At 71.8% G+C, this 22,497-nt stretch carries 22 protein-coding genes and 1 pseudogene; 16 read left to right on the plus strand and 7 right to left on the minus strand.

Going from position 1 to position 22,497, the window contains the following annotated elements:
• Positions 1-9 precede the first annotated feature (9 nt).
• Genes QMF80_RS06305 through QMF80_RS06320 form a run of 4 tightly spaced genes read left to right on the plus strand, consistent with a single transcriptional unit; the run spans position 10 to position 5,010 of the window.
• Entirely contained in the window at positions 10-1,317 is a 1,308-nt protein-coding gene (locus QMF80_RS06305; protein ID WP_283450300.1) for an alanine racemase, read from the plus strand.
• A complete protein-coding gene (locus QMF80_RS06310; protein WP_283450302.1) occupies positions 1,317-2,954 on the plus strand; it encodes an N-acyl-D-amino-acid deacylase family protein in 1,638 nt (545 codons plus the stop codon). The genes QMF80_RS06305 and QMF80_RS06310 overlap by 1 nt, the downstream gene beginning before the upstream one ends.
• Positions 2,951-3,619: a bifunctional 4-hydroxy-2-oxoglutarate aldolase/2-dehydro-3-deoxy-phosphogluconate aldolase gene (locus QMF80_RS06315; RefSeq protein WP_283450303.1), complete on the plus strand. Its 669-nt coding sequence runs from the start codon at positions 2,951-2,953 to the stop codon at positions 3,617-3,619. Before QMF80_RS06310 ends, QMF80_RS06315 begins: the two co-directional genes overlap by 4 nt.
• On the plus strand, positions 3,616-5,010 hold the full coding sequence (locus QMF80_RS06320; protein ID WP_283450305.1) for a GntP family permease: 1,395 nt from the start codon (positions 3,616-3,618) through the stop codon (positions 5,008-5,010). Before QMF80_RS06315 ends, QMF80_RS06320 begins: the two co-directional genes overlap by 4 nt.
• A gap of 104 nt (positions 5,011-5,114) precedes the next feature.
• Here the strand turns inward: QMF80_RS06320 and QMF80_RS06325 are convergent, their stop codons facing one another.
• Entirely contained in the window at positions 5,115-6,722 is a 1,608-nt protein-coding gene (locus QMF80_RS06325) for a CocE/NonD family hydrolase (RefSeq protein ID WP_283450394.1), read from the minus strand.
• A gap of 194 nt (positions 6,723-6,916) precedes the next feature.
• On the opposite strand from QMF80_RS06325, the gene QMF80_RS06330 reads away from it, so the two are divergent.
• Positions 6,917-7,633, plus strand: a complete 717-nt coding sequence (locus QMF80_RS06330; protein ID WP_283450307.1) for a TetR/AcrR family transcriptional regulator C-terminal domain-containing protein — start codon at positions 6,917-6,919, stop codon at positions 7,631-7,633.
• 233 nt (positions 7,634-7,866) lie between these two features.
• Here QMF80_RS06330 and QMF80_RS06335 read toward each other — a convergent pair whose 3' ends face one another.
• Positions 7,867-8,070 (minus strand): hypothetical protein, encoded by a 204-nt coding sequence (locus tag QMF80_RS06335; protein ID WP_283450309.1) that lies wholly within the window; start codon positions 8,068-8,070, stop codon positions 7,867-7,869.
• 256 nt (positions 8,071-8,326) lie between these two features.
• Between QMF80_RS06335 and QMF80_RS06340 the strand changes: the two genes are divergently transcribed.
• Positions 8,327-8,683 (plus strand): ATP-binding protein, encoded by a 357-nt coding sequence (locus tag QMF80_RS06340; RefSeq protein ID WP_283450311.1) that lies wholly within the window; start codon positions 8,327-8,329, stop codon positions 8,681-8,683.
• 108 nt (positions 8,684-8,791) lie between these two features.
• Here QMF80_RS06340 and QMF80_RS06345 read toward each other — a convergent pair whose 3' ends face one another.
• A complete protein-coding gene (locus tag QMF80_RS06345) occupies positions 8,792-8,965 on the minus strand; it encodes a CsbD family protein (RefSeq protein ID WP_283450313.1) in 174 nt (57 codons plus the stop codon).
• Between the two features lie 204 nt (positions 8,966-9,169).
• Here QMF80_RS06345 and QMF80_RS06350 point away from each other — a divergent pair, with 204 nt between their 5' ends.
• Together QMF80_RS06350 and QMF80_RS06355 are read left to right on the plus strand one after the other, a co-directional pair.
• Positions 9,170-9,331, plus strand: coding sequence for a hydrophobic protein (locus tag QMF80_RS06350; protein ID WP_283450316.1), 162 nt, complete (start codon positions 9,170-9,172; stop codon positions 9,329-9,331).
• Positions 9,332-9,689: 358 nt separating this feature from the next.
• Positions 9,690-10,043, plus strand: coding sequence for a PRC-barrel domain-containing protein (locus tag QMF80_RS06355; protein WP_283450318.1), 354 nt, complete (start codon positions 9,690-9,692; stop codon positions 10,041-10,043).
• Between the two features lie 65 nt (positions 10,044-10,108).
• Here the strand turns inward: QMF80_RS06355 and QMF80_RS06360 are convergent, their stop codons facing one another.
• Positions 10,109-10,687 carry an alpha/beta fold hydrolase gene (locus QMF80_RS06360; RefSeq protein WP_283450396.1) on the minus strand — a complete coding sequence of 193 codons (579 nt, stop codon included), beginning with the start codon at positions 10,685-10,687 and terminating at the stop codon, positions 10,109-10,111.
• Positions 10,688-10,786: 99 nt separating this feature from the next.
• A complete protein-coding gene (locus QMF80_RS06365) occupies positions 10,787-11,275 on the minus strand; it encodes a MarR family winged helix-turn-helix transcriptional regulator (protein WP_283450319.1) in 489 nt (162 codons plus the stop codon).
• A 458-nt stretch (positions 11,276-11,733) separates the two neighbouring features.
• Here QMF80_RS06365 and QMF80_RS38010 point away from each other — a divergent pair, with 458 nt between their 5' ends.
• The 4 genes from QMF80_RS38010 to QMF80_RS06380 all read left to right on the plus strand — a co-directional run bounded on the left by QMF80_RS38010 (position 11,734) and on the right by QMF80_RS06380 (position 14,983).
• Positions 11,734-11,907: a hypothetical protein gene (locus QMF80_RS38010; RefSeq protein WP_349372185.1), complete on the plus strand. Its 174-nt coding sequence runs from the start codon at positions 11,734-11,736 to the stop codon at positions 11,905-11,907.
• A gap of 1 nt (position 11,908) precedes the next feature.
• The gene (locus QMF80_RS38015) at positions 11,909-12,319 is read left to right on the plus strand and encodes a PP2C family protein-serine/threonine phosphatase (RefSeq protein WP_349372186.1); all 411 of its coding nucleotides are present in this window, start codon (positions 11,909-11,911) and stop codon (positions 12,317-12,319) included.
• A gap of 376 nt (positions 12,320-12,695) precedes the next feature.
• A complete protein-coding gene (locus QMF80_RS06375; RefSeq protein ID WP_283450321.1) occupies positions 12,696-14,138 on the plus strand; it encodes a globin domain-containing protein in 1,443 nt (480 codons plus the stop codon).
• Positions 14,135-14,983 carry a pyridoxamine 5'-phosphate oxidase family protein gene (locus QMF80_RS06380; RefSeq protein WP_283450323.1) on the plus strand — a complete coding sequence of 283 codons (849 nt, stop codon included), beginning with the start codon at positions 14,135-14,137 and terminating at the stop codon, positions 14,981-14,983. Before QMF80_RS06375 ends, QMF80_RS06380 begins: the two co-directional genes overlap by 4 nt.
• Positions 14,984-14,986: 3 nt before the next feature.
• On the opposite strand, the gene QMF80_RS06385 is transcribed toward QMF80_RS06380, so the two are convergent.
• On the minus strand, positions 14,987-16,198 hold the full coding sequence (locus QMF80_RS06385) for a phospholipase D-like domain-containing protein (protein ID WP_283450325.1): 1,212 nt from the start codon (positions 16,196-16,198) through the stop codon (positions 14,987-14,989).
• 379 nt (positions 16,199-16,577) lie between these two features.
• On the opposite strand from QMF80_RS06385, the gene QMF80_RS06390 reads away from it, so the two are divergent.
• A complete protein-coding gene (locus QMF80_RS06390) occupies positions 16,578-17,288 on the plus strand; it encodes a hypothetical protein (protein ID WP_283450327.1) in 711 nt (236 codons plus the stop codon).
• Between the two features lie 19 nt (positions 17,289-17,307).
• On the opposite strand, the gene QMF80_RS06395 is transcribed toward QMF80_RS06390, so the two are convergent.
• Positions 17,308-17,442: a hypothetical protein gene (locus QMF80_RS06395; RefSeq protein WP_283450402.1), complete on the minus strand. Its 135-nt coding sequence runs from the start codon at positions 17,440-17,442 to the stop codon at positions 17,308-17,310.
• A gap of 17 nt (positions 17,443-17,459) precedes the next feature.
• On the opposite strand from QMF80_RS06395, the pseudogene QMF80_RS06400 reads away from it, so the two are divergent.
• The 3 genes and pseudogenes from QMF80_RS06400 to QMF80_RS06410 all read left to right on the plus strand — a co-directional run.
• A pseudogene (locus tag QMF80_RS06400) lies at positions 17,460-17,635 on the plus strand (DUF4232 domain-containing protein); the annotation flags it as partial.
• 887 nt (positions 17,636-18,522) lie between these two features.
• A complete protein-coding gene (locus QMF80_RS06405; RefSeq protein WP_283450329.1) occupies positions 18,523-19,377 on the plus strand; it encodes a hypothetical protein in 855 nt (284 codons plus the stop codon).
• Positions 19,374-22,493 carry a non-ribosomal peptide synthetase gene (locus QMF80_RS06410; RefSeq protein WP_283450331.1) on the plus strand — a complete coding sequence of 1,040 codons (3,120 nt, stop codon included), beginning with the start codon at positions 19,374-19,376 and terminating at the stop codon, positions 22,491-22,493. The genes QMF80_RS06405 and QMF80_RS06410 overlap by 4 nt, the downstream gene beginning before the upstream one ends.
• Positions 22,494-22,497: the final 4 nt, after the last annotated feature.

The following is a 22,497-nucleotide window of genomic DNA, read 5'->3' on the forward strand; positions in this document are numbered from 1 at the left end:
AGGACCACCGTGGATCACCAGAGCTACGCACGCCATACCGACGGCCCCGGGATCAATCACGCCGCCGTGGCCGCACTGGCGGACGAACCGCTCGACTGGCGGTTCAAGGCGCTGCCCCGGGCGGCCCACGGCCTGACGGTCGGCCAGTACCTCGCGACCGGCCCCACCCTCGTCGGCCTCGGCACCCCGCTGCTGACTCTCGACGCCGCCGCCCTCGCGCACAACACGCGCACCATGGCCGACTGGTGCCGCCGGGCCGGGGTCGTCCTCGCCCCGCACGGCAAGACCACGATGGCCCCCGCCCTGTGGCGGGCCCAGCTCGAAGCGGGGAGCCACGGCATCACCCTCGCCAACCTGCCGCAGCTACGGGTGGCCCGCGCCTTCGGCGTCTCGCGGCTGATGCTGGCCAACACCCTCCTGGACCCCGCCGCACTGGCCTGGCTCGCCGGCGAGCTCGACCGCGAGCCAGAGTTCGCCTTCACCTCCTGGGTCGACTCCGTCACCTCCGTGGAACTGATGGACGAGGCCCTGCGGGCCGCGGGAGCCCGCCGCCCGGTGGAGGTGCTCGTCGAACTCGGCGCCGCGGGCGGCCGGACCGGGGCCCGCGACCTCGACACCGCCGAACGGATCGCGGCTGCCGTGGTGGCGGCCCCGACCCTGCGCCTGGCGGGCACCGCCGGGTACGAGGGTGCCCTGGCCCACGAGGCCACCGAGGCCGGACTGGCCGCCGTACGTGGCTACCTGCGCGCGCTCGCCGCTCTCCACCGCCGTCTCGCCGACGCGTACGAGAGCCCGTCTCCGGTCGTCACCGCGGGCGGCAGCGCCTACTTCGACACCGTCGCCGAAGAGCTCGTACCGCTCGCCGCAGAGGTGCCGGGCACCGTCGTGATCGTCCGCGCGGGCGCCTACCTCGCCCACGACGACGGCTTCTACCGGACCATCTCCCCCCTGTCGCGCACCCCTGGCGAGACGCCGCTGCGCTCCGCGATGCACGGCTGGAGCCAGGTCGTCTCCCGGCCCGAGCCCGAACTGGCCCTGCTCAACGGCGGCAAGCGCGACTTCCCCTTCGACGAGGGGCTGCCCGAACCCCAGTCGGTGCGCGGCCACGGCCCCCTCGCCTCGGGCGAGATCACCGCCCTGAACGACCAGCACGCCTTCCTGCGCGACGCCGGGGACCAGGCACCCGTGGGCGCGGTCCTGCGCCTCGGCCTCTCGCACCCCTGCACCGCCTTCGACAAGTGGGCCCTGATCCCCGTGCTCGACGACGCCGACGCCGAACATCCGCGCGTGGTGGACCTCGTAAGGACGTACTTCTGATGGCCGCCCCGACGCCCGATCTGCTCTTCCGGGGCGCCACCGTCGTCGACGGCACCGGCGCCGGACGCTTCCGGGCCGACGTCGCCGTCACCGGCGCGACGATCGAGGAGGTCGCCGCTCCCGGTGAAGGACCCCGTACCGCGCGCCAGGTCCTCGACGCGGACGGCCTCGTCCTGGCCCCCGGGTTCATCGACATGCACGCCCACTCCGACCTGCGGCTGCTGATCGAGCCCGAGCACCCCTCCCGGGTCACCCAGGGCGTCACCTGCGAAGTCCTCGGCCAGGACGGCCTGTCCTACGCCCCGGTGGACGACACCACCCTCCCGGCGCTGCGCCGCCAGATCGCCGGCTGGAACGGGAACCCCGGGGACGGATCAGGCTTCGACTGGGACTGGCGCACCATCGGCGAGTACCTCGACCGGATCGACCGGGGCGCCGGCGTCAACGCCTGCTACCTGGTGCCGCACGGCTCCGTACGGATGCTCGCCATGGGCTGGGACAACCGCCCGCCCACCCCGGCCGAGCTCGACCGGATGCGCGGGCTGCTCGCCCAGGGGCTGCGCGAGGGCGCGGTCGGCATGTCCAGCGGCCTCACCTACTCCCCCGGCATGTACGCCGACACCGCCGAACTCGTCGCGCTGTGCGAGGTGGTCGCGGAGTACGGCGGGTACCACGCGCCGCACCAGCGGTCCTACGGGGCGGGCGCGCTGGAGGGGTACGCGGAGATGGTGGAGATCGCCCGCCGCTCCGGCTGCCCGCTCCACCTCACCCACGCCACCATGAACTTCGGCGTCAACGAGGGCCGGGCGGGCGAACTGCTCGCGCTGGTCGACGCGGCCCTCGCCGGGGGCGTGGACCTGACCCTCGACAGCTACCCCTACCTCCCCGGCTCCACCACCCTGTCCGCCCTGCTGCCCAGTTGGGCCACCGAGGGCGGCCCGGACGCCACCCTGGCCAGGCTCACCTCCGCCGCCGACCGCGAGCGGATCCGGGAGGACGTGGAGGAGCGGGGCAGCGACGGCTGCCACGGCGTGGTCACCGACTGGGCCACGATCCAGCTCTCCGGCGTCCAGGACCAGCGCCTCGCGCCGCTCGTGGGCCGGACGGTCGCCGAGATCGCCGCCGAGCGGGGCCGCACCGGCACCGAGGTCTTCTTCGAGCTGCTGCGCGAGGACTCCCTGGCCACCACGATCCTCCAGCACGTCGGCCACGAGGAGAACGTCCGGGCCATCATGCGCCACCCCGCCCACACCGTCGGCAGCGACGGCCTGCTGACCGGGGCCCGGCCGCACCCCCGGGCCTGGGGCACCTTCGCCCGCTACCTCGCCCACTACAGCCGCGAACTGGGCGTGCTCAGCCTGGAGGAGACCATCACCCGGATGACGGGCCGCCCGGCCCGCCGCCTGGGCCTGGTCCGGCGCGGCCTCGTCCGTCCCGGCTACCACGCCGACCTGGTGCTCCTGGACCCGGACACCGTCCGGGACACCGCCACCTTCGAACACCCCCGGAGCCCGGCCGCCGGCATCCCCTACGTCTACGTCAACGGCACGGCCGTCGTCCACGACGGCACGCCCACCGGCGCACTGCCCGGCCGGGCGCTGCGCCGCACCCACCGAGGAACCGAGGCAGCAGCATGACCACCCCCGCGACCACCCCTGCCCCCACCACCGGGGCCCTCCTGGCCACGCTCGCCGCGGATCCCGTGATCGCCGTCGTGCGAGCACCGCGCATCCCCGACGCAGCCGCGCTCTGCGCGGCCCTGGCGGCCGGGGGGATCCACACGGCCGAACTCACCTTCACCACCCCCGGGGTGGGCGCCCACATCGCGCGGGCCGCCGCCGCCGGCCACCGGGTCGGTGTCGGCACCGTCCTCACCGCCGACCAGGCACGCGAGGCCGTCGAGGCCGGCGCCGGATTCCTCGTCACCCCGGGGCTGCGCCCCCTGGTCGCGGCCGCCGCACACGGGGCGGGCGTGCCGGTGGTGATGGGCGCGCTGACGCCCTCCGAGGTGGCCGACGCGCTGGACCTGGGCGCGGCGGCCGTGAAGATCTTCCCCGCGAAGCACTTCGGCCCCGGCTACTTCAGAGACCTGCACGGCCCCTACCCGGACATACCCCTGGTCGCCTCGGGCGGCGTCAACGCCTCCAACGCGGGCGCGTTCCTCGCGAACGGCGCGCTCGCCGTCTGCGCGGGCACCGACGTCGTGCCCCCGGCCGCGGTCGAGGCCGGGGACTGGGCGGAGATCACCCGGCGTGCCAAGGCGTTCACCAAGGTCCTGGCCGGGGCGGGGTACCAGCAGTGATCCACTGGCTCCAGCACGAAACGGCCGGACTGCTCGTCCTGTCCGCGATATCCATCGCCTTCCTCCTCCTGCTGATCATCAAGTTCAAGCTCGAACCCTTCATCTCCCTCGTGGTCACCGGCCTGCTGCTGGCCCTCGCGGCGGGCCTGCCCGTCAACACCATCGTCGGGACGGCCCTCAGCAGCAAGGAGTCGCTGATCGAAGGCGGCTTCGGCGGGATCCTCGGCCACATCGCCCTGATCGTCGGACTGGGCTCGCTGCTCGGCTCGCTCCTGGAGGCCTCCGGCGGCGCCGAAGTCCTCACCCAGCGGCTGCTCCAGGCGTTCGGCGAGAAGCGCGCGGGCCTGGCGATGGGCCTGACCGGCCTCATCTTCGGCATCCCCGTCTTCTTCGACATCGGCATCTTCGTCCTCGCGCCGCTCGTCTACGTGGTGGCCAAGCGCAGCGGCAAGTCGATGCTGCTGTTCGCCCTGCCGCTGCTGGCGGGCCTGTCGATGACCCACGCGTTCCTGCCGCCGCACCCGGGGCCGGTCGCCCTCGCCGGGCTGCTCGGCATCGACCTCGGCTGGCTCATCGTGATGGGCATGGCCTGCGGGCTGCCCGCGTTCTTCGTGGCGGGCGTGCTGTGGCCGAAGTGGATCGGCAACCGGATCATGATCGAGGTGCCGGAGGAGTTCACCGCCCCGCGGGAGGGCGCCGTGGACGCGGACGGCCGGGAGCCGGTGTCGCTGGCCAAGGTGGCGGTGGTCATCTGCGTGCCGCTGGTGCTGATCCTCGGCGCCACCTTCGGGACGGTCTTCCTGGACAAGGACGCGGCCGTACTGCCCTTCCTCACCTTCATCGGCAACCCCGCCGTGGCGCTCACCCTGTCGTGCCTGGTGGCCATCAAACTCCTGGGCCACGACCGGGGCATGACCAAGCAGCAGCTCACGGAGCTGGGCGGGGCGGCGCTGCGACCGGTCGGCATGATCCTGCTGGTGGTCGGCGCGGGGGCCTTCTTCGGCGCCGTCATCTCGGCCACGGGCGTCGGCAAGGCCCTGGCCGGGACCCTGTCCACAGCCGGGCTCCCGCTGATCGTCCTGGCGTACGTGATCTCGTGCGGTCTGCGCGTCGCCCAGGGATCGGCGACGGTCGCCATCGTCACCACGGGCGGCATCGTGGCCCCGCTGGTGAAGGACGCCGACTACAGTCAGCCCGCCCTGGCCCTGATCGCGGTCTCGATCGCGGCAGGCTCGATCATCGCCTCGCACGTCAACGACGGCGGCTTCTGGATCATCTCCAAGTACTTCAACACCTCGGTGAAGGACACCCTGAGGTCCTGGACCGTGCTGGAGACGATCCTGTCCGTCACCGGCTTCGCGGCGGCCATCGGCCTCAGCCTGGTGCTCTGACGTCAGCCGACCGTGACGCGTGGCCGGGATCCCTCCCGGGTTCCCGGCTCACCGCGTCGTCCTCGTCCCCACTCCACTCCGGAGGGTCATCGACCCGGCCGACCTCACGCGAGCCCGTCGTTTCGGGAAAGCATCAAGGTCGAGTTCGCGTGAACCGTGATGCGCACCGGTACGAAGGTGCGGGCGTCCACCGGCGACTCCCCGGTGCCTGGATTGCGGGTGTAGCGCGGGTGTGCGCCGCCACTGATCTGCCAGCGCATGCGGTGGCCGACGGCGAAACGATGGGCGGTCGTGCTCATCGGCACGGTGACCTGTGAGGTCGCGTGTTCGGTCGCCCGAAGTCGGCCCAGGCCGTCACAGATGTTGACGGAGCGGCCTTGTGCGTCCACGTCGCACAAGCGGGTGAAGACATCGGCGTGCCCGGTGTCCGTGGAGATGCTCAACCGTGCGGAGACCGGGCCCAGTACGTCCACGGGCTCGGTCAGTGGCGGCCCGGTGAACGTCAGGACGTCGTCTCGGGCCTCCAGGCTGCCGTTGTCCTGGGGCCCTGCGGTGCGGGAGAGCAAGGGCCCGCCGAGCGAGGGGGTGGGATCCGCCGGGTCGTAGCGGAACGACACCAGGGGTGCGCCGTCCGTCGGGGCCTGCTGGGTGAGATGCCCGCCCGGAGTGGGGTACCACGCGGTGGCAGCGGGGGCCGGGGCCCAGTCGTCGAGGTCCCGCCAGGCGTTCTCGCCGCCCACGTGGACGCGTACCGCAGTGGGGCGCAGGCCGGAGGAGTCGGCGTACAGGTGGGTGCGCAGCCATGCGAGACTCTCGGCGAACACCTCGGGCCAGCCCTGCTGCAGGGCGGAAGCGTGGGTCCAGGGGCCGACGAGCAGGGTTGTCGCGCAGCCGGCCTGACGCAGCCGATGGTACTGCTCGAAGGTCTGGTCGACCAGCACGTCGTGCCATCCGGTGATCAGAGCCGTGGGCACGCGGTGCCGCTCCGCCGGCTCAGCCAGCGACGCTCCGAGCCAGTGGGCGTCCGTGGCGTCGGGGTGCGTCATTACGTCGTCCAGCCAGGGCACTTCGCCCCCGAGGGCGGACTCGTACGCCCGGCGCAGGGGCTGCGCGGTGGTGACGGCGCGAAGGCGGCGCTGCAGGCGGAGCGCCGCCTTCAGGAACGACGCCACGCCCTGGTGCTGGTAGGTCATGCCCATGCCGACGACGAGGGCGTTCTCCAGGCGCAGCACACCACTGTCCGCGTGGAACAGGGCGTGCGGATCGTGCAGGCCCACCTGCACCACCATCGCCTTCAGTTCCGGCGGCGGATCCATGGCGAGGGCCCACTGTACGTAGCCCAGATAGCTGGGGCCGACCGTACCCAGTGTCCCGTCGAACCACGGCTGCCCGCGCAGCCACGACACGGTGGCCTGACCATCTGCGGCCTCGTTGCGCCACAGGTCGAACGCGCCGCCCGAGCCGCCGGTGCCGCGGCAGCTCTGCAGGACCACGTGAAAGCCCTGTTCGGCGAAGAGCAGGCCGTACATGGGAGACCACGGCAGGCCTCGGCCGTAGGGCGAGCGCACGAGGAGCGTGGGGAAATCGCCCTCCGAGCGCGGGAAGTAGTGGTCAGTGATCAACGGGCTGCCGTCGGCGGCCGGCACCTCCAGCCCCGGCTCCCATCCGACCTCGTGCCGTTTCGCCGGGAGGCCCCGCCAGGTCGCCCCCATCATCCGTGCGGACAGCGGCGGCCTTCCAGATGGTGGCGCCCAGGACGGTCCGGCCGCGGCATCGGGCTTGCGTGCTGACATCATTCACTCCCTTATTCCCGTACTGTGTACGAGAATAAAGCATGCTTGGATGATCTTGGCAAGGGCCGCCTTGCGAGAGCCGGCTCGACACCCGGGGGAAGGAGCGCACGACCGTGCCCCATGACGGAGGATCCGGCGCCGCAGGTGTCGACCCGGAACAGCTCTGGTTGCGTCCCGCCGAGCCCCGCAGGGGCCGCAGGCCCTCCTTCAGCCGCGAAGCGATCACGACGGCGGCCGTCGCGATCGCGGACGCGGAGGGCCTCGACGCGGTCACCATGCGCAGGGTCGCCGCCGAGGTCGGCGCCGGCGTCATGTCGCTCTACAGCTACGCCCCGGACAAAGAGACGCTGCTGGAGCTGATGGTCGACCACGTCAGCGGCGAACTGACGGTCACGGACCCGCCCACCGGCGACTGGCGCGCCGACCTGAAGACCGTCGCCCACATGCAGCGCGTCCACATGCTGCGCCATCACTGGCTGCCCGCCGCCCTGTCCACCCGCCGCGTTCCGGGCCCCCGCACGCTGGCCTTCCTGGAGCACGCGCTGGCCGTCATGCGCCCCACCGCCCTGGACGGTGGGGCGAAGCTGGAAGTCTTCGCCCAGCTCACCGGATTCGTGGCCGGGCACGTCGCCCACGAAATCGCGCAGGCGGCGGCGTCACGGTCCCCGGACCGGGCCGCGGCCGAGGCCCGCTACTTCGCCGCTGTCGCCGCCGACGGCCACCATCCGGAACTCGCCGAAGCCCTTGCCGCCCCGGGACGGCCCGTCACCCCCGAAGCGACCTTCACCCGGTTCCTCAACCGCCTGATCGACGGTCTCGACACCGGCTGATCCCCTATCCACCGCCCAGCGGGACGCGCTGCCCGCCGCGGGCGGCGGGCAGCGTCAGGTGCGCATCCTCGGCACGGGACCGCTGGCGAAGGTCACTCGTCCCGCGTACGCCCGCCCGGGACCGCCGACCCGGGGGAGGGGCTGCCGGTTCCGGTCCTGGTTCGGTTCCGGTCCTGGCAGGCACGGAGCAGAGGGGACAGCCGGCCGCGGCCAAGCGTCCGCGGCTCCTTGCGTCAAGGCCCGTTGAAGCCCATCAACGCGTCCCCGGCACCCTCGCGGTACCGCTCGTGGTCACGCTCCGGTTGGAGGCCGAGTATGTCCAGGAAACACAGCAGCTCGGCGGGGCTCACGGCGTGGGCCGCGATCGCCGCCCGTGCCGCTCGGCGCTCATCGGCTTCTGTGAGCGGTCGCGGGGTGTGCGTGTGGGCAGGGTTCATGACACATGATCCGACCACGGCCACCGGGTTCTCGCAGCACCGGACGCCAGGTGGCCGTTGGCCGAACGGAGCAGTTGCCCTCGGGAACCATTCTGCGGAACGCGGGCGGGCCGGAATCCCGGACTCGTCCGGTAGGCGTGGGGCGTCGGGCGTTGTGCGGGGATCACGTGGTTTTGGTACGGCACGGGGTAGACGGGGATACATGACGCGCTCACGGGAGGACCATCCTGAGCCGGCCCCTGCCGTCTCGGGACCAGTGCCCACCACGGTGGCGGCGGCCCGCGAGACCGTGGCGGCCCTGCTGGAGCGCTCGGGTCTGGCACCGGACCGCCGTGCGGTGATGGACGCGCTCATGGTCACCTCCGAACTGGTCACCAACGCGATCCGCCATGGAGGCGGGCTGACCTCCTTCCACGCGTACGTGCGTGGTGACGCGCTGCTGGTGTCCGTCGGTGACCACAGCCCCGAACATCCGGTGTCCGCGGCCGGGCACGTCCCCGGGATCCGGATCGGGGGGTACGGCTGGCCCCTCGTCCAGAGCCTCGCTGACCGCGTCACGGTGACCCCGCACGGCGATGGCAAGCGGATCACCGCGGACCTCACCCTCCGGTGACGCGGCTACCACGAGATCGCCTCGACAGGCCAACGCTCCTCATGACCGCGTGGAGGGCCGGACCCCGACCAGGGTCCGGCCCTCCACGCGGTCATGAGGAGCGCGGGTTCAGTCCTTGAGGACGTCCTTGATCTTTTCCTTCGCCTGGCGGGCGTCGCCCTTGGCCTGCTCGGCGCGGCCTTCCGCGGTGAGGCGTTCGTTGCCGACGAGGCGCCCGGCGGCTTCCTTGGCCTTCCCCTTGGCCTGCTCGCCCTTGGCCTTGGCCTTTTCTTCACCGGACACGGTCATCACTCCCAGCGGTAGAAAACGCTTGCGTCATCACGTATGACCGGATCCGTCGAAAGTAAACGTGCCCGGGTGGCGGCCCGGATTGTTTGTGCGCGGACGTACAGGCGTGGCTTCCCGCCTGCATGGATAAGAAACAAGTAAGTTCGTATGCATGGGTGGGGGTAGTCAGGGCAGACGGCGCTTCGGAGGTTGATAACTATGGTTCCCCTGCTTCTCGTTCTTCTGCTGGTCCTGATTCTCTTCGGTGCCGGTTTCGCGCTCAAGATCCTTTGGTGGGTCGCGATCGCGGTGCTGGTGTTGTGGCTGATCGGGTTCGTGGCCCGTCCGAAGGGCGGCAGCGGTCGCTGGTACCGCTGGTAGGCGGCACGTCTGCCGTCAAGGCGTGGTGTGGGGCCCGTACCGACTCGGTACGGGCCCCACACCCGTCTCATCCACCTTTACCCGTCTTCTTGGTGCGGGCGGGTTGGTGAGGGCGGCCTTTTTCGGGTACGCGCGTACATGGCCGGGCGGTTGCCGTGACGCAGTCGGAACCGGTTGCCTCCACAGATCGGCAGCCGCCCGCGTCACCCCGGACGGAGTTCGGAGAAGGACCGTTCGTGCCGCATGGCGAGAATTCCTGCGGGCAGGCGCTGTCTTGGCGCCATCGTGTCTCTCCGGTCCGGGGAAATGACGGGGAAGAAGCGGTGGCTGTTCCCGATGTGATGAAGGAGTTGTTCGTATGACTGAGAATGTGTGGGGTTACCGCGAGACGTCCGGCCGTCTGGCCGGTGCGGATCTGACGGGCTACAAGGTCGAGGCGAGCGACGGTTCCATCGGCAAGGTCGACAAGCATTCCGACGAGGTCGGTTCCGCGTACATCGTGGTCGACACCGGTCCGTGGATCTTCGGCAAGGAAGTTCTGCTGCCCGCGGGCACGATCGAGCGGATCGACGCGCGGGAGCAGAAGGTCTACGTCGCCCGGACCAAGGACGAGATCAAGGCCGCGCCGGAGTTCGACAAGGACACGCACCTCGGCAATGAGGACTATCACCGCCAGATCGGCGACTACTACGACCGGCCGCGACACTTCTGAGCGCGCTGGACAGCCGGCCCCGGGCCGGCGGTGTCACGGTGTGACCGGCGGGGTGTCCTGTGGGCTCATGCGAGGCCACTCGTCGGGGGCCAGGTGGCGAGCACGGCGGTGTCGTCGTCGAGGCCGTCACCGAAGCTGTCCAGCAGGCCGGTCAGCGCCTGGACGACGGCGTGCGGGGCTTGGCCGGCCTGCCCGGTGGCGAAGGACAGCGACGCCAGCAGCTCGTCGATGTCCTCGGCACTGAAGCCGCCCGCGTAGTCGGCGTCGTCGATGTACCGCGGCGACGGAGCGACCATCACCAGGGCGCCGATCCGCTCCTTCGCCGCGCCCGCGGCCAGCACCCCGACCATCGCGCTGACCGAATGCCCCACAAAGATCGCATCGCGCAGGTCGAGGGCTTCGCACACCTCCACCACATCCCTGGCATAACCGTCCAGAGAGGCGTAATGGTCCTCCGTGAACGCCGACGCATCGGAGCGGCCCGAGCCCACGTAATCGAACAGCACGACCCGGTAGTCCTCGGCCAGCGCGGGTACCGTCAACCGCCACATGTTCTGGTCGCAGCCGAAGCCGTGTGCCAGCACTACCGTCCGGCCGTGCGGGTTGCCGGTGACGGTGACGTTGTTCCTGCGGGCGACATCTATACGCGCAAGTCTCTCAAGCCCCGCCCGCCGCTCCAGCACGGCACGCGAATCACCCCGGCCCGCGTCTGTCGTCTCCACTGGAAGTCGTCCTGCTCAGGTTCAGGCGGTGTGCCGGTCCGCCGCGGCGGGGACGGGCTCACTCACCGCGGTGCACAGCGCGCTGAGTCCGGAGGCGAGGGCGTGCTGCGCGTCGGTAGGCATGCGGCTCAAGGCGCGGCGGAGCGCCTGTTCCCTGCGGAGCCTGACGCCCCGCAGGTGCGCGGTGCCCGCGTCGGTGAGCTCGAGCCGGGTCTCGCGGCCGTTGTGCGGGTGGGGGCTCCGGTGGAGGAAGCCGACTGCCTGGAGACGGTCGCAGAGGCGGGTGACGGATGGAGCGGCTGCCGAGAGGCGCCGGCCCAGCGAGCTCAGATTGAGGCCGGGCTCGCGTTCGATGATGTACAGCACACGGGTCTGGGCGGCCGTGAGCGGTGCGGTGTCGAGCATGCTGCGGCCGCGTTCCCAAGCGACTTCGAGGAGCTCGAGCACCTGCCCGATCTCGACCGCGGCATGAGAAGGGTGCTGCTGGAGAGTAGGAGGGGGCTCGCTCATGTGACACTCCCGCGGGGGCCATTGCGCCCGTTCCGGCTGGTCGATGCGTGCAGTCGCACCGACGAAGATATGTGAAGGAAAGGAGGACCGGTAGCAGGGGACAGACCCAGCGGCGTCGTCGAGCGTTCCCTGCGCGAGGCCGCGCAGCATGAGATTCTCACGGTGATCCGCTCCCTCATCGAGCGCCGTCACCATGCCGTCGAGGTGGAACTCCTGGTGGCGGACTACGCGGTGACACGGTTGCAGCCCGTCGGGGTGCTGCCACACACCCGCCCCCCGGTGCCGGTGCCGGTGCACGAGGGTGCTCCCGGCCGTGCGTTCGGAGCCCAGGAACCGCACTGCGTGCACGGCAGGCAGGCAGGCAGGCAGGCAGGCAGGCAGGCAGGCAGGCAGGCAGGCAGGCATCCACGGTAACAGTGCACCTGCCCGTCGGCGTCCGGGGAGACCGGCTGGGGGTCTTGAGCGTCAGTCTGCCCGCCGGAGGGGAGAACGACGGGCCGGCGAGCGAGGTCCTGGAGGAACTCCGCCAGCGCGCGAACGCGTTGGCGCGCGAGATGGTCGTCGCCGGACGGGACACGGACGTGTTCCCGCAGGCGTGCCGGGCGGCTGCGGTTCCACATCCCGACCGGTGACGTGGAGATCATCGACGTCGGATCCCCCCGGGTGTGGCGGCTGCGCGAGGGAACGGTCGAGCGGGCCGAGCTGGAGCACCAGGTGCCGCTGGGCATGTTCGAGGACACCGCCTACGTGGCGCAGTACTTCAAGGCCGAACCCGGGGACCGCCTACTGTTCGTCAGTGACGGCGTCTATGACGCGCTGTCGCCGGGCGGCGAGAAGTTCAGCCTGCGCGCCCTGGCCAGGTCGGTCACCCGTACCCGTCTGCTGCCCGCCTCACAGGTTCCCGGGGCCATGCTGCGGGAACTGCTCGGGTACCGCGGCTCCGGACCTGCCTCCGACGACTGCCTGATGGTGTGCGTGGACTGGCACGGCCGCCCCGTCGAGAGGCCTGACGGGAAATGTGAAGGTCTCGGGTGCGCTCTGTGAGGAGTTCGCATCGCTGCGCGGCTTTGATCTGGGCACATCCCTCATAACCGGGCGGCGGACGGCCTGTGTTGTCGGCCCGGCCCCTTGGTCACTCGGTTGAGGAATCCGACCCCCCGGCCCCCCTAGGGTGCTCTGACCAGCAGGAATACGGCCAGCTCGGCCAGTTCGAGGCCACGTTCGGGGATTTCCGAGGCCGGGGTAGGGTCGAGCCCGTTCGGATGTCCGGACTCCGTCGAGCGCCGAGTGCGGGACGGATCAACAGCGTGCAAGGGGCGGGTGGGACGTACGGGCAGGCAGGGTGAAGACAGGGAATTCGGGGCACACGCGGCCCCGAATCCGTAGGCCGACCGAAAGACGTCCGAGGCGAGGCGAACCGATGGACACCCCGACCAACACTTCGGCTGACGGCCGCAGCTCCGACGGGACAACCCGGGACGAAGGCTGGTTCAGCCCGAGCCCGGTCAAGAGACCGGCTGGGGGAGAGCGCGACGACCGGCACACGGCGGACCGGATACCCAGCCGCCCCGTCACACCGATTCGCCCTGTGCGCAGCGGTGCGGACAGGATCCGTACGGGCCCCGCGGCACCGGAGCCGAGCCCGGGGGCTCCCCAGTCCGCCACGCCGCCTCCCGCGCCGTCCGCCACGCCGCCCCCCGCCGCGCCGCCCCCCGCGGCCGCCGCCGCGCCCGAAGACACCTCGGACGCCGCTCTCCTGCGCCGCACCATGGCCGAGATCGAGCCCATCGCCGACAAGGTCACCTCGTACTTCTACGCCCTGCTCTTCGTTCGGCACCCCGACCTGCGGGCCCTCTTCCCCGCCGCGATGGACACCCAGCGCGACCGCCTCTTCAAGGCGCTGCTCACCGCCGCGACGCACGTCGACGATCCGGCCGCCCTGACCACGTACCTGACCCATCTCGGCCGCGGGCACCGGAAGTACGGCACCCTCCCCGGGCACTATCCGGCCGTCGGTGAATGCCTCATCGGAGCCCTCTCCCGCTACGCGGAGCGCAGCTGGGGTCCACGGGCCGAGGCCGCCTGGGTGGCCGCGTACACCGCGATCTCCCAGATCATGATCGACGCCGCGGCCGAGAACGAGCTGCGCGCACCCGCCTGGTGGCAGGCGGAGGTCGTCTCCCACGAGATGCGTACGCCGGACGTCGCTGTCGTGACGGTCCGCCCCGATCAGCCCTACCCCTTCCGCGCCGGGCAGTACGCCTCCCTGGAGACCCCCTGGTGGCCGCGCGTGTGGCGGCACTACTCCTTCGCCTCGGCGCCCCGCTCGGACGGCCTGCTCTCCTTCCACGTCAAGGCCGTGCCGGCGGGCTGGGTCTCCAACGCCCTCGTGCGGCGCGCCCGCCGGGGTGATGTGATCCGGCTCGGGGCACCCGCCGGGTCGATGACCGTGGACCACAGCACCGACAGCGGACTGCTGTGCCTCGGCGGCGGTACCGGCATCGCACCCATCAGGGCCCTGGTCGAGGACGTGGCCCAACACGGCCGCCGACGTTCCGTCCAGGTGTTCTACGGAGCCCGCCGCGACCACGACCTGTACGACATGGACACGATGCTGCTCCTGCAGAAGACGCACCCCTGGCTCTCGGTCCGCCCCGTCGTCGACGACGGGCCGACCGGTGGCCTGGGCGCCGGCCTCCCGGAGGCGGTGTCCCAGTACGGTCCGTGGCACACCTACGACGCGTACCTGTCGGGGCCGCCCGGGATGATCCGCCGAGGCGTCGACACACTCGTGGGCATCGGCATGTCCACCGACCGCATATGGCACGACTCCCTCGCCGAACTGGTCGGGGCGAGGACGTGAGCACATCCGAAGAGACCGGTCACCGCCGCGCCGCGCCGGATCGCACCGCACGTCCCGGCAGCGCCGGCGAACACCTGCTCCAGCAGCGCACGGGCACCGCCGAGCGCGCGGACACCTTCTATGCCGAACAGGTCCTCGACCGGCTCAACACCCGCATGCGGGACTTCGTGGCGCGGCAGGAGATGTTCTTCCTGGCGACCGCCGACGGACACGGCGAGTGTGACAACACCTTCCGTGCCGGCCCGCCCGGGTTCCTCCACGTCCTGGACGACCGGACCCTCGCCTACCCCGAGTACCGGGGCAACGGCGTACAGGCCAGCCTCGGCAACATCGAGGAGAACCCCCACGTCGGCATCCTCATGGTCGACTTCCTGCGGGACCGCATCGGCCTGCACGTCAATGGCAGGGCAAGGATCGTGGGCGACGACGAGATGCGCCGCGCTCATTCCTGGCTCGCGGTCGACCCCGTGCCCGGCCGCCGGGCCCGGGTCTGGGTGGAGGTCGCCGTCGAGGAGGCGTACATCCACTGCGCCAAGCACATCCCCCCTCTGCAGAAGGTGCCGCCGCAGGGCCCGGACCGGGCGTGGGGGACGGACGACGTCAAGCGCAAGGGCGGCGATTTCTTCGGAGCCGCCGCCGAAGCGCACGAACGGGGTCGCTTCGAGCCGCCGCCCCGCGCGGACACGCCTGCCTGGCGGGCAGAGGCCGAGCGGGTCCTGGAGAGAGCCGAGCGGCGCCGCACCGAGCAGCCCGGGGGACGGGCGTTCAGCGGCTGGTTCAGGACCCCGGATCGCCGGGCCGCGTCCTGGGGCCTGCGGAACCAGCTCCCCGACGCTTCGACCTGAGCCTCACAGGTACCGGCGGATGGGGATGACGGCGAGTTCCCGTGCCCGCTGGAGGGGGGAACGCCGCTTCCAGCGGCCTCCCTTGATCTGCTCGCTGACCTTGAGGTCCTCGTCGAAGTGCTGGTCCAGGGTCGCGGTGAACTCCGTGTCGAGGACGGCGAGCATGATCTCCTCGTCATGGTCCAGCGAGCGCCGGTTGAAGTTCGTCGAGCCGATCAGGGAAGCGACCCGGTCCACCGTGATGATCTTGGCGTGCATCATCGTCGGCTGGTACTGGTAGATCTTCACACCACAGGCGGTGAGGTCCTCGTAGTAGTACTGACCGGCGAGCTGGCAGACCCGCTTGTCGGTGAACGGCCCCGGCAGCAGGATCTCCACCTCTACCCCGCGCCGCGCCGTCGCGCACAGCAGCTCGATGAAGAAGGCGTCCGGTGAGAAGTAGGCCGTGGCCAGGCGCACGCGTTCCTCGGCGGACTCCAGCACGACCCGGATCAGGGTCTGCATGTCCTGCCACCCGAAGCTGGCCGACCCGCGTACGACCTGCACCACGGCATGGCCCTGCTGTTCGTGGGTGATGAACCGGTCCCGGTGGTCGAAGAGCTCCTCGTGGCACTCCGCCCAGTTCTGAGCGAACGCGGCGCCGATCCCGTCGACCGCCGGACCGCGCACCTGGACGTGGGTGTCGCGCCACTCGTGCTCGTTGCGGGCGTCACCGCACCACTCCTCGGCGATCCCCACACCCCCGGTGAACGCCGTCTGCTCGTCGACGACCAGAACCTTGCGGTGGCAGCGGTGGTTCTGCTTCAGCGGCGACAGGTACAGCGGCTTGCGGAACCAGGCCACCTGCACGCCGGCCCGCTCCATCATCGCCAGCTGCTCCTTCTCGATCAGCCGACTGCCGAACCCGTCCAACAGCAGCCGCACCCGTACCCCGCTGGCCGCCCGCTCGGAAAGGGCCCGGGCGAACCGCTCCGCGATCTCGCCACGCCAGTACACGAACGTCATCATGTCGACCGTGTGCCGCGCACCGGCGATGCCGTCGAGCATCGCCGCGAAGATCTCGTCACCGTTGCGCAGGGGGACCAGTGAGTTGCCCTCGGTGGCGGCGATGCCGATCAGCCGCTCCAGGCGTCTGCGTATCCGCGGGATCCGCGCGTCCAGATCCGGCTCCGAACCGCCGTCGCTCGGCAGCGCCGCATCCTGTATGTGCGTCATGACGGCACCCGTTCGACGTGAGGGAAGCGGCCGGGGCCGCGGGAGGCCGCCCCGGTATCCGGCGGCCGGGCACGCCGACTGTACCCGCGCCCAGGTCAGCCACCGGACGCGGGCACCCCGCTCCCACGACGCCAGGAGGGTCCGGCGCGGACCGGGCCGGTGGATCCACCGGACGAAAGCCCGCAGGGCAAGCGGGCTCACCCATCCCGACCACGTGCCGGTCGTGCGGACCCCCGCGAGTCGGCAGGCGTACGTCCCCGAGGAGCCCGCGCCCAGTGCGTAGGCGGGCGACCCGGCGCACAGCCCGCGCCGCATACTGGGCACCGGATACGGGCGCCGGGGGACACCGGGGGACACCGGGGAAACAGGGGGGAGCCGCATGGACGGCGAGGCAGTGGGTCCGGCCACGGACGACCTGTTCGCGGCGGCCCTGGCCGAAGTCCAGGCGGACGACGACGGCCCGGTGCCCGGCCTGCTCGCCCTGCACGCCCGGCCGACCCGGCTGGTCTTCGAGCGGGCGGCGGCCCTGTTGGCCCACGAGGAACCGGCAGAGCGGGAACTGGGGGCGCGGGTCCTGCGCGAGCTGGGCCGCCACGGCGCCGACGGCCGCAGGCCCTTCACCACGGAGACCATCGCGGTCGTCATGGCGGAGCTGCCCAGCGAGCCGGACCCCTGGGTCCTGGGGTGCATGATCTCCGTCCTCGGCTACCACGCCGCCCGCGAGAACCTCGACCTCGTGCTCGGCCACCGGTCCCACGCGGCGCAGCCAGTGCGCTTCGCGGTCGCCGCCGCGCTTCCCGACCTGGCCGATCCCGGCCGTACGCAGGGCCGGGTCGTCGAGGCGCTGCTCCGGCTGGCCGAGGACGACGACGCCGCCGTCCGCTGGTACGCCCTGTACGCGCTGTTCCACGAGACGGCCGGCGTCGCCGACGAGGACCGGGTGGGCTGGGCCACGGCCCTGACCACCCGCGCGGATCCGGAGCGGCGCGGCGAACTGCGCCACCTCGGCACGACCCTCGACGACCGCGCGGATCCGGGCCTGCGCGCGGCCCTCGGGGGTGAGCGGCTCGGCGCGCCGCCAACTCCTTGAGGACCCCTTCACCACCGGCTCAGCTCTCGCGCCCGGCGGCGGTGGCCGTTGCGGCGGGTCTCTCGCTCACGGCCTGCCAGAACGGCGATGACGGCATGGGGCAGAGCGGCCCGTCGTCCGCGTCCAGCGCGTCCAGCGGGTCATCCGCGTCCACCGCGTCTTCCTCGGGCCCCGGTCAACACGTCGGGCGGCTCCGGCATCCGCGTCACCGGGCTGGTGGTGACCCCGCCGGACGAGACGAAGTCGGTCACCCTTGCCTGGCCGGGCGCCGCCACCCTGCCCGTCACGGACGGCACCGGCTCCCCGGTGCAGGTCGGCCCGGTCGGTAGCGCGGTCAGGGAGGCTGACCCCCCACGCCCCGAAGCGGGGGCGGGGGCGACGTCGGAGGCCGGCAGACGGGACCAGGCCACCCCGGCACCGGACCGGGCTGGGCCGGACCGGGTGGGGCTGGGCCGGGCGGCGAGCGCCCGGTCGTCGCCATTCCCTCATGGGGGACGCATGGCACCTCCAGGTGCCCCGACTGGTCTCTGTCAACGGGCGCACCAGCGCTGGTACGTGGCCGCGCCGACGCATACCGTAGGGGGAGCCGGCTGACAGTGGCGTTACTTCCGACCTTCCCGCCTCGCCGCATCTCCGGCCCGACAGTGCTATCGACGGCGGAGTGCCCTGGTCGAGCCCGGATTCGCACAGCTCTTCCCGCGATGCGGACCCCGGTTCAACTACGGCGGTCGCGACGGCGTGGACAGGGGGAGTGAACTCCTCGGGGCGGTCCACGGCCTCGGCGAACCCTTCGACCACACGGCTGGAACCAGCTTCTGACCGAGGCTGGAGAGTGGCGGGGCGGCGGCCTCCGGGGGTGCCCGCCATGTCGCCGGAAGCCACTTCGTATGGGGGCTGTCACACGACAAAAGGGGACATCCAAGAATTTCTCCCCAAGGGCTCCAGGCGCCCTCCAGGGTGGGTCCCCGCAGGCTCGAGGGGCTGTGTGCCCTGTGAAACTTCCTGGATATGGGGCCGGGGCGTGATGGCGGGTGGCGGAAACCCCTTCTTTTATGTCTGAAATCCCTTGGCGTGATTCTCGATCCGTTCGGAGTTTCCCCGGCCGGACGGCGAGTGGCCCATGATCAAATCTTTGTGGACAGCGCCGATTGGCGACCCTAGTATCTGGCCTGGCCTGGCCGGAGACGGTCGAGAAAATAAATCGATGAAACTTTGACTTTCGGGGGATCTTTATATGCCCAGCCCCACCGTGTGGAATATCGTTTCGGACGCAGGCTCCGACACCGACACCGACATCGTGCTCGCGGCCGATTTCCCGGTGACGGGCAGGAACGAGGGTGGATTCGCGGATCTGGCCCCGGGTCTGAAGCTGGACTGCGACCTGTGGCAGACCGTCGCCCCGGTCCGCGACCCGGAGACCGACGACCTGGACCACCGCTACCTGGAGCCCTGGCTCTCCGAGGTGGCCGCCTCCGGTCGCACGGTCCGCGCCGTGCTCGGCTACTGCGCCGGCTCCGTCTTCGCCGGAGTGCTGGCCGAGAAGATCGGCGCACGGCAGTCGACCGTCCCCCGTGTGGTGCTGTTCGACCCCGAACTGGTCGACGTACCCACCGTGCACATCCAGTTCGGCCGGGTCGTCGGCAACATGACCACCGTTTTGACCGCGGAGGAGATAGCCGAGCTGTCCGGCGCCGCCGAGCGGCTCTCCGCGCAGCCCGGCATCGCCCCGGCCCCCTTCGCCGCAGGGTTGTACGCGGCCTTCCGCCCGATCGGCACCTCGGCGCTGCGCCGGGCCGGACTCGACGAGGACTATGCCGGCGAACTCGTCCAGCTGGTCGGCTCGTTCATGTCCTACCTCGCCACCGCCGCCGGACTCGACCCGCGCCCCGGCTGGAAGGGGGCCACGGTTGTCACCTCCGCCAGCGAGACCAGCGGACTGAACCGGATGCGCACCACTCCCGGCGTCGCGCCCATCGAGGTCGCGGATGAGCGGCGCTTCGAGGTCGAGCACCGGGACCTGCTGCGCACCCCCGCCATCGCCGAAGCGGTGGCCGGAGTCCTGGCCACTCGGCCCGGGGAGCACGCGTGAGCCCGGAACCCCCGGCCGCCACGGCCCAGGACGGCTCCGGCCCCGCCGCCGGGCACGAACGGGCGAGCCGCAAGGAGACCACCCTCTGGCTCCTCGACGAGCTGGTCCCCGGCAGCGGCGCCAACAACCTGTCGCTGGCCCTGCGCGTACGGGGGCGCCTCGACGCCACCGCCACCGCGCAGGCCGTGCGACTGCTGACGGACCGGTTCGAGGTACTGCGGACGGTCTACCACCGCGACGGCGCCGCGCTGGCCAAGGCCGTCGTGCCCTCCCTGGCGCTCACGCTGGAGGAGGCGGAGCACCACGGCGGCGCGGAGGACGAACCGGCCGTGCTGACGGCCTTCGTGGCCCGCCCGTTCACCCCGGACGGCAGTCCCCTCGTACGCGCCCTGCTGCTGCACGGGCCGGACGCCGACGTCCTGTGCCTGGCCCTCCACCACGCCGTGTCCGACGTGCAGTCGACGGCTATCCTGCGCGCCGAGTTCGTCACCCTCTACGAGGCGGTACTGGAGGGCGGCCACCCCGCCCCCGCCGAGGTGCCCGCCCTGCGCGCACCCGCACCGTCCCCCGAGAGCCGCGCCTACTGGCAGGAGCGCATGGCCGGCTTCAGCTCCTCGGGCCTGGAACTCCTCTGCGAGCAGCGCGACCAGAGCGTCACCACCCTCCGGGGCGACGAGGTCACCCACGTCCTGTCGCCCGAGGCCCACGGCGTCGTACGCCGCCTCCAGCGCGAGCTGCGGGCGCCGGAGTCCGTCGTCCTCCTCGCCGCCTACGCGGTGCTCCTCGCCGCGCACGGCGCCGGGCCCGACCTCACCATCGGCTCGCCCGTCAACACCCGCCCCCGCGAGGCGGTGGACGCGGTCGGCTACCACAGCAACCTCGTGGTCCTGCGCCTGCTGCTCGACCGCGACGCCACTTTCCGGGACCTCACCGCCCTGACCCGCCGCTCGTTCATGGAGGCGATGGCGCACAAGGACGTACCGGCCGACGACGTGCTCGACATGGTCGAGCGCGGGGACTCAGGCTGGCGCAACGCGCTGTTCAAGCACGTGTTCAACTACGTCCCCTTCGCCGACGACCAGCGGGCCTTCACCCTCGCGGGCGCCGAAGCCCAACTCCTCGTCGTCGAGAACGGCTTCAGCCAGTTCGACCTCGAATTCTTCGTCTCGGCCAACTCGGAGACCGCCACGGTCCGCGCCGCGTTCTACACCGGGGTGCTGGACCGCTCCGACGTCGAGCTGATGGTGCAGCGCTACGACGCCCTGCTGGTCGCGCTGGGCACTGGGGCGGACACCCCGATCGCCTCCCTGCCGTCCTGGTCGGCCCGGGACCACGAGGTGATCGACGCCGCCAACGCCACGGACCGCGCGATCGACCTGCCGTCGGTGCTCACCGGGTTCGCCCGCCGCGCCGCCGCCGACCCCACGGCCGTGGCCGTACGGGAGGGCGACAGCACGGCCACGTACGGCGCCCTGTGGTCCGCGGCCGTCGACACCGCCGCCCGGCTGACCGAGGCGGGCGTGCGCCCCGGCGACGTCGTCGCGCTCCTCCTGCGGCGCGGCCCCGCACTGGCGGCCTCGGTGTTCGGCACCTGGCTCGCGGGCGCGGCCTACCTGCCGCTCGACCCCAACCACCCCGCGGAGCGGCTGACCTACCAGCTCGACGACACCCGGGCCCGGGTCGTCATCGTCGGCGCCGGGATCACGGCCCCGCAGGGCCGTACCACCGTGCCCGCCACCGACTGGGACCGGGTGCCCCAGGTGCCGGTGGACGAGACGGCGGTGAAGGCCGACCCGGACGCCCTCGCCTACGTGATCCACACCTCCGGCTCGACCGGCAAGCCCAAGGGCATCCCGATCCGGCACGGCAGCCTGGTGAACCACATCGTCGACTACGCCGAACGCTTCGGCGTGGCCGGCTCCACGCGCCCCACCGGCTGGCTCAGCACGTACAGCTTCGACACCTCCTCGCTCGAACTGATGATGCCGCTGCTCCACGGCGGCCACACGGTGGTTCTCCCGGACGAGGCGCGCACGGACGGCGCCCTGCTGGCGGCCGCCGTCACCACCCACGACATCGGCCTGCTCCAGGCGACCCCCACGACGTGGCGGATCGTCGCCCACGCGGCCGCCGAGGTGACGGCCGGACGCGTCCTCCTCACCGGCGGGGAACCCCTGCCGGCCGAACTGGCCGCCCGGCTGATCGACGCGGGCGCCGAACTGTGGAACGTCTACGGCCCCACCGAGAGCACGATCTGGGCGACCGCGGGCCGCGTGGCTGGCCACGACGGACGGGTGGACGTCGGCTCGCCCGTCGCCAACACCCGGATCTTCATCGCCGACCCGCACGGCAAAGCGCTCCCGGTCGGCCTCCGCGGAGAGCTGTGCGTCGCGGGCGTCGGCGTCGCCTCCGGCTACTACGAGCGGCCCGAACTGACCGCGGAACGCTTCGGGGAGAACGCGGAGTACGGGCGCTTCCACCGCTCGGGAGACGTGGCCCGCTGGCGGCCCGACGGCAGGATCGACCTGTTCGGCCGGATGGACCGGCAGGTCAAGCTGCGCGGCAACCGGATCGAACCCGCCGAGATCGAGGCGGTCCTGCTCACCCACCCCGACGTCGAGGCGGCGGCCGTCGTGGTCGTCGGCGATCCCGGGGCGGACGGCTACCTGGCCGCCTTCGTCCGGGTCCCGGGCCGCCCCGGGGCCGTGGACGAGCTGTGGGACCACGCGCACGGACAACTCCCGCGCTCGGTCGTCCCGCACCGGTTCATCGCCGTGGACGCCTTCCCCCGCACCGGCAGCGACAAGGTCGACCACCTGGCCCTCGCCGAACAGGCTGCCCGGCACTCCGGCCCGGCCGTCGGCGACCGCGACGCCGACGACGCGGACCGGGACGACGACCTGACGGCCACCCTCGTCGGCCTGTTCGGCGAACTGCTGGACCGCACCGACCTCGACGCCGGCACGCACTTCTTCGCCAACGGCGGACACTCGCTGCTGGCCGTCTCCCTCGCCCAGCGGATCAGGGACACCACCGGTGTCCGGCTCGCGCTGACCGACGTGTTCGAGACCCCCACCCCCGCCACCCTGGCCGACCGGCTGCGCCGGCTCGTCTGACGGA

Origin of the sequence: Streptomyces sp. G-G2 (genome assembly GCF_030063135.1) — a bacterium.
Classification (GTDB): domain Bacteria; phylum Actinomycetota; class Actinomycetes; order Streptomycetales; family Streptomycetaceae; genus Streptomyces.

Bases quoted from the DNA above. Each gene is read 5' to 3' on its own strand.
- QMF80_RS06310 (WP_283450302.1), top strand. From the start codon at position 1,317: ATGGCCGCCCCGACGCCCGATCTGCTCTTCCGGGGCGCCACCGTCGTC.
- QMF80_RS06315 (WP_283450303.1), top strand. From the start codon at position 2,951: ATGACCACCCCCGCGACCACCCCTGCCCCCACCACCGGGGCCCTCCTG.
- QMF80_RS06325 (WP_283450394.1), bottom strand. From the start codon at position 6,722: ATGGGGGCGACCTGGCGGGGCCTCCCGGCGAAACGGCACGAGGTCGGA.
- QMF80_RS06335 (WP_283450309.1), bottom strand. From the start codon at position 8,070: ATGAACCCTGCCCACACGCACACCCCGCGACCGCTCACAGAAGCCGAT.
- QMF80_RS06350 (WP_283450316.1), top strand. From the start codon at position 9,170: ATGGTTCCCCTGCTTCTCGTTCTTCTGCTGGTCCTGATTCTCTTCGGT.
- QMF80_RS06355 (WP_283450318.1), top strand. From the start codon at position 9,690: ATGACTGAGAATGTGTGGGGTTACCGCGAGACGTCCGGCCGTCTGGCC.
- QMF80_RS06365 (WP_283450319.1), bottom strand. From the start codon at position 11,275: ATGAGCGAGCCCCCTCCTACTCTCCAGCAGCACCCTTCTCATGCCGCG.
- QMF80_RS06375 (WP_283450321.1), top strand. From the start codon at position 12,696: ATGGACACCCCGACCAACACTTCGGCTGACGGCCGCAGCTCCGACGGG.
- QMF80_RS06385 (WP_283450325.1), bottom strand. From the start codon at position 16,198: ATGACGCACATACAGGATGCGGCGCTGCCGAGCGACGGCGGTTCGGAG.
- QMF80_RS06390 (WP_283450327.1), top strand. From the start codon at position 16,578: ATGGACGGCGAGGCAGTGGGTCCGGCCACGGACGACCTGTTCGCGGCG.
- QMF80_RS06405 (WP_283450329.1), top strand. From the start codon at position 18,523: ATGCCCAGCCCCACCGTGTGGAATATCGTTTCGGACGCAGGCTCCGAC.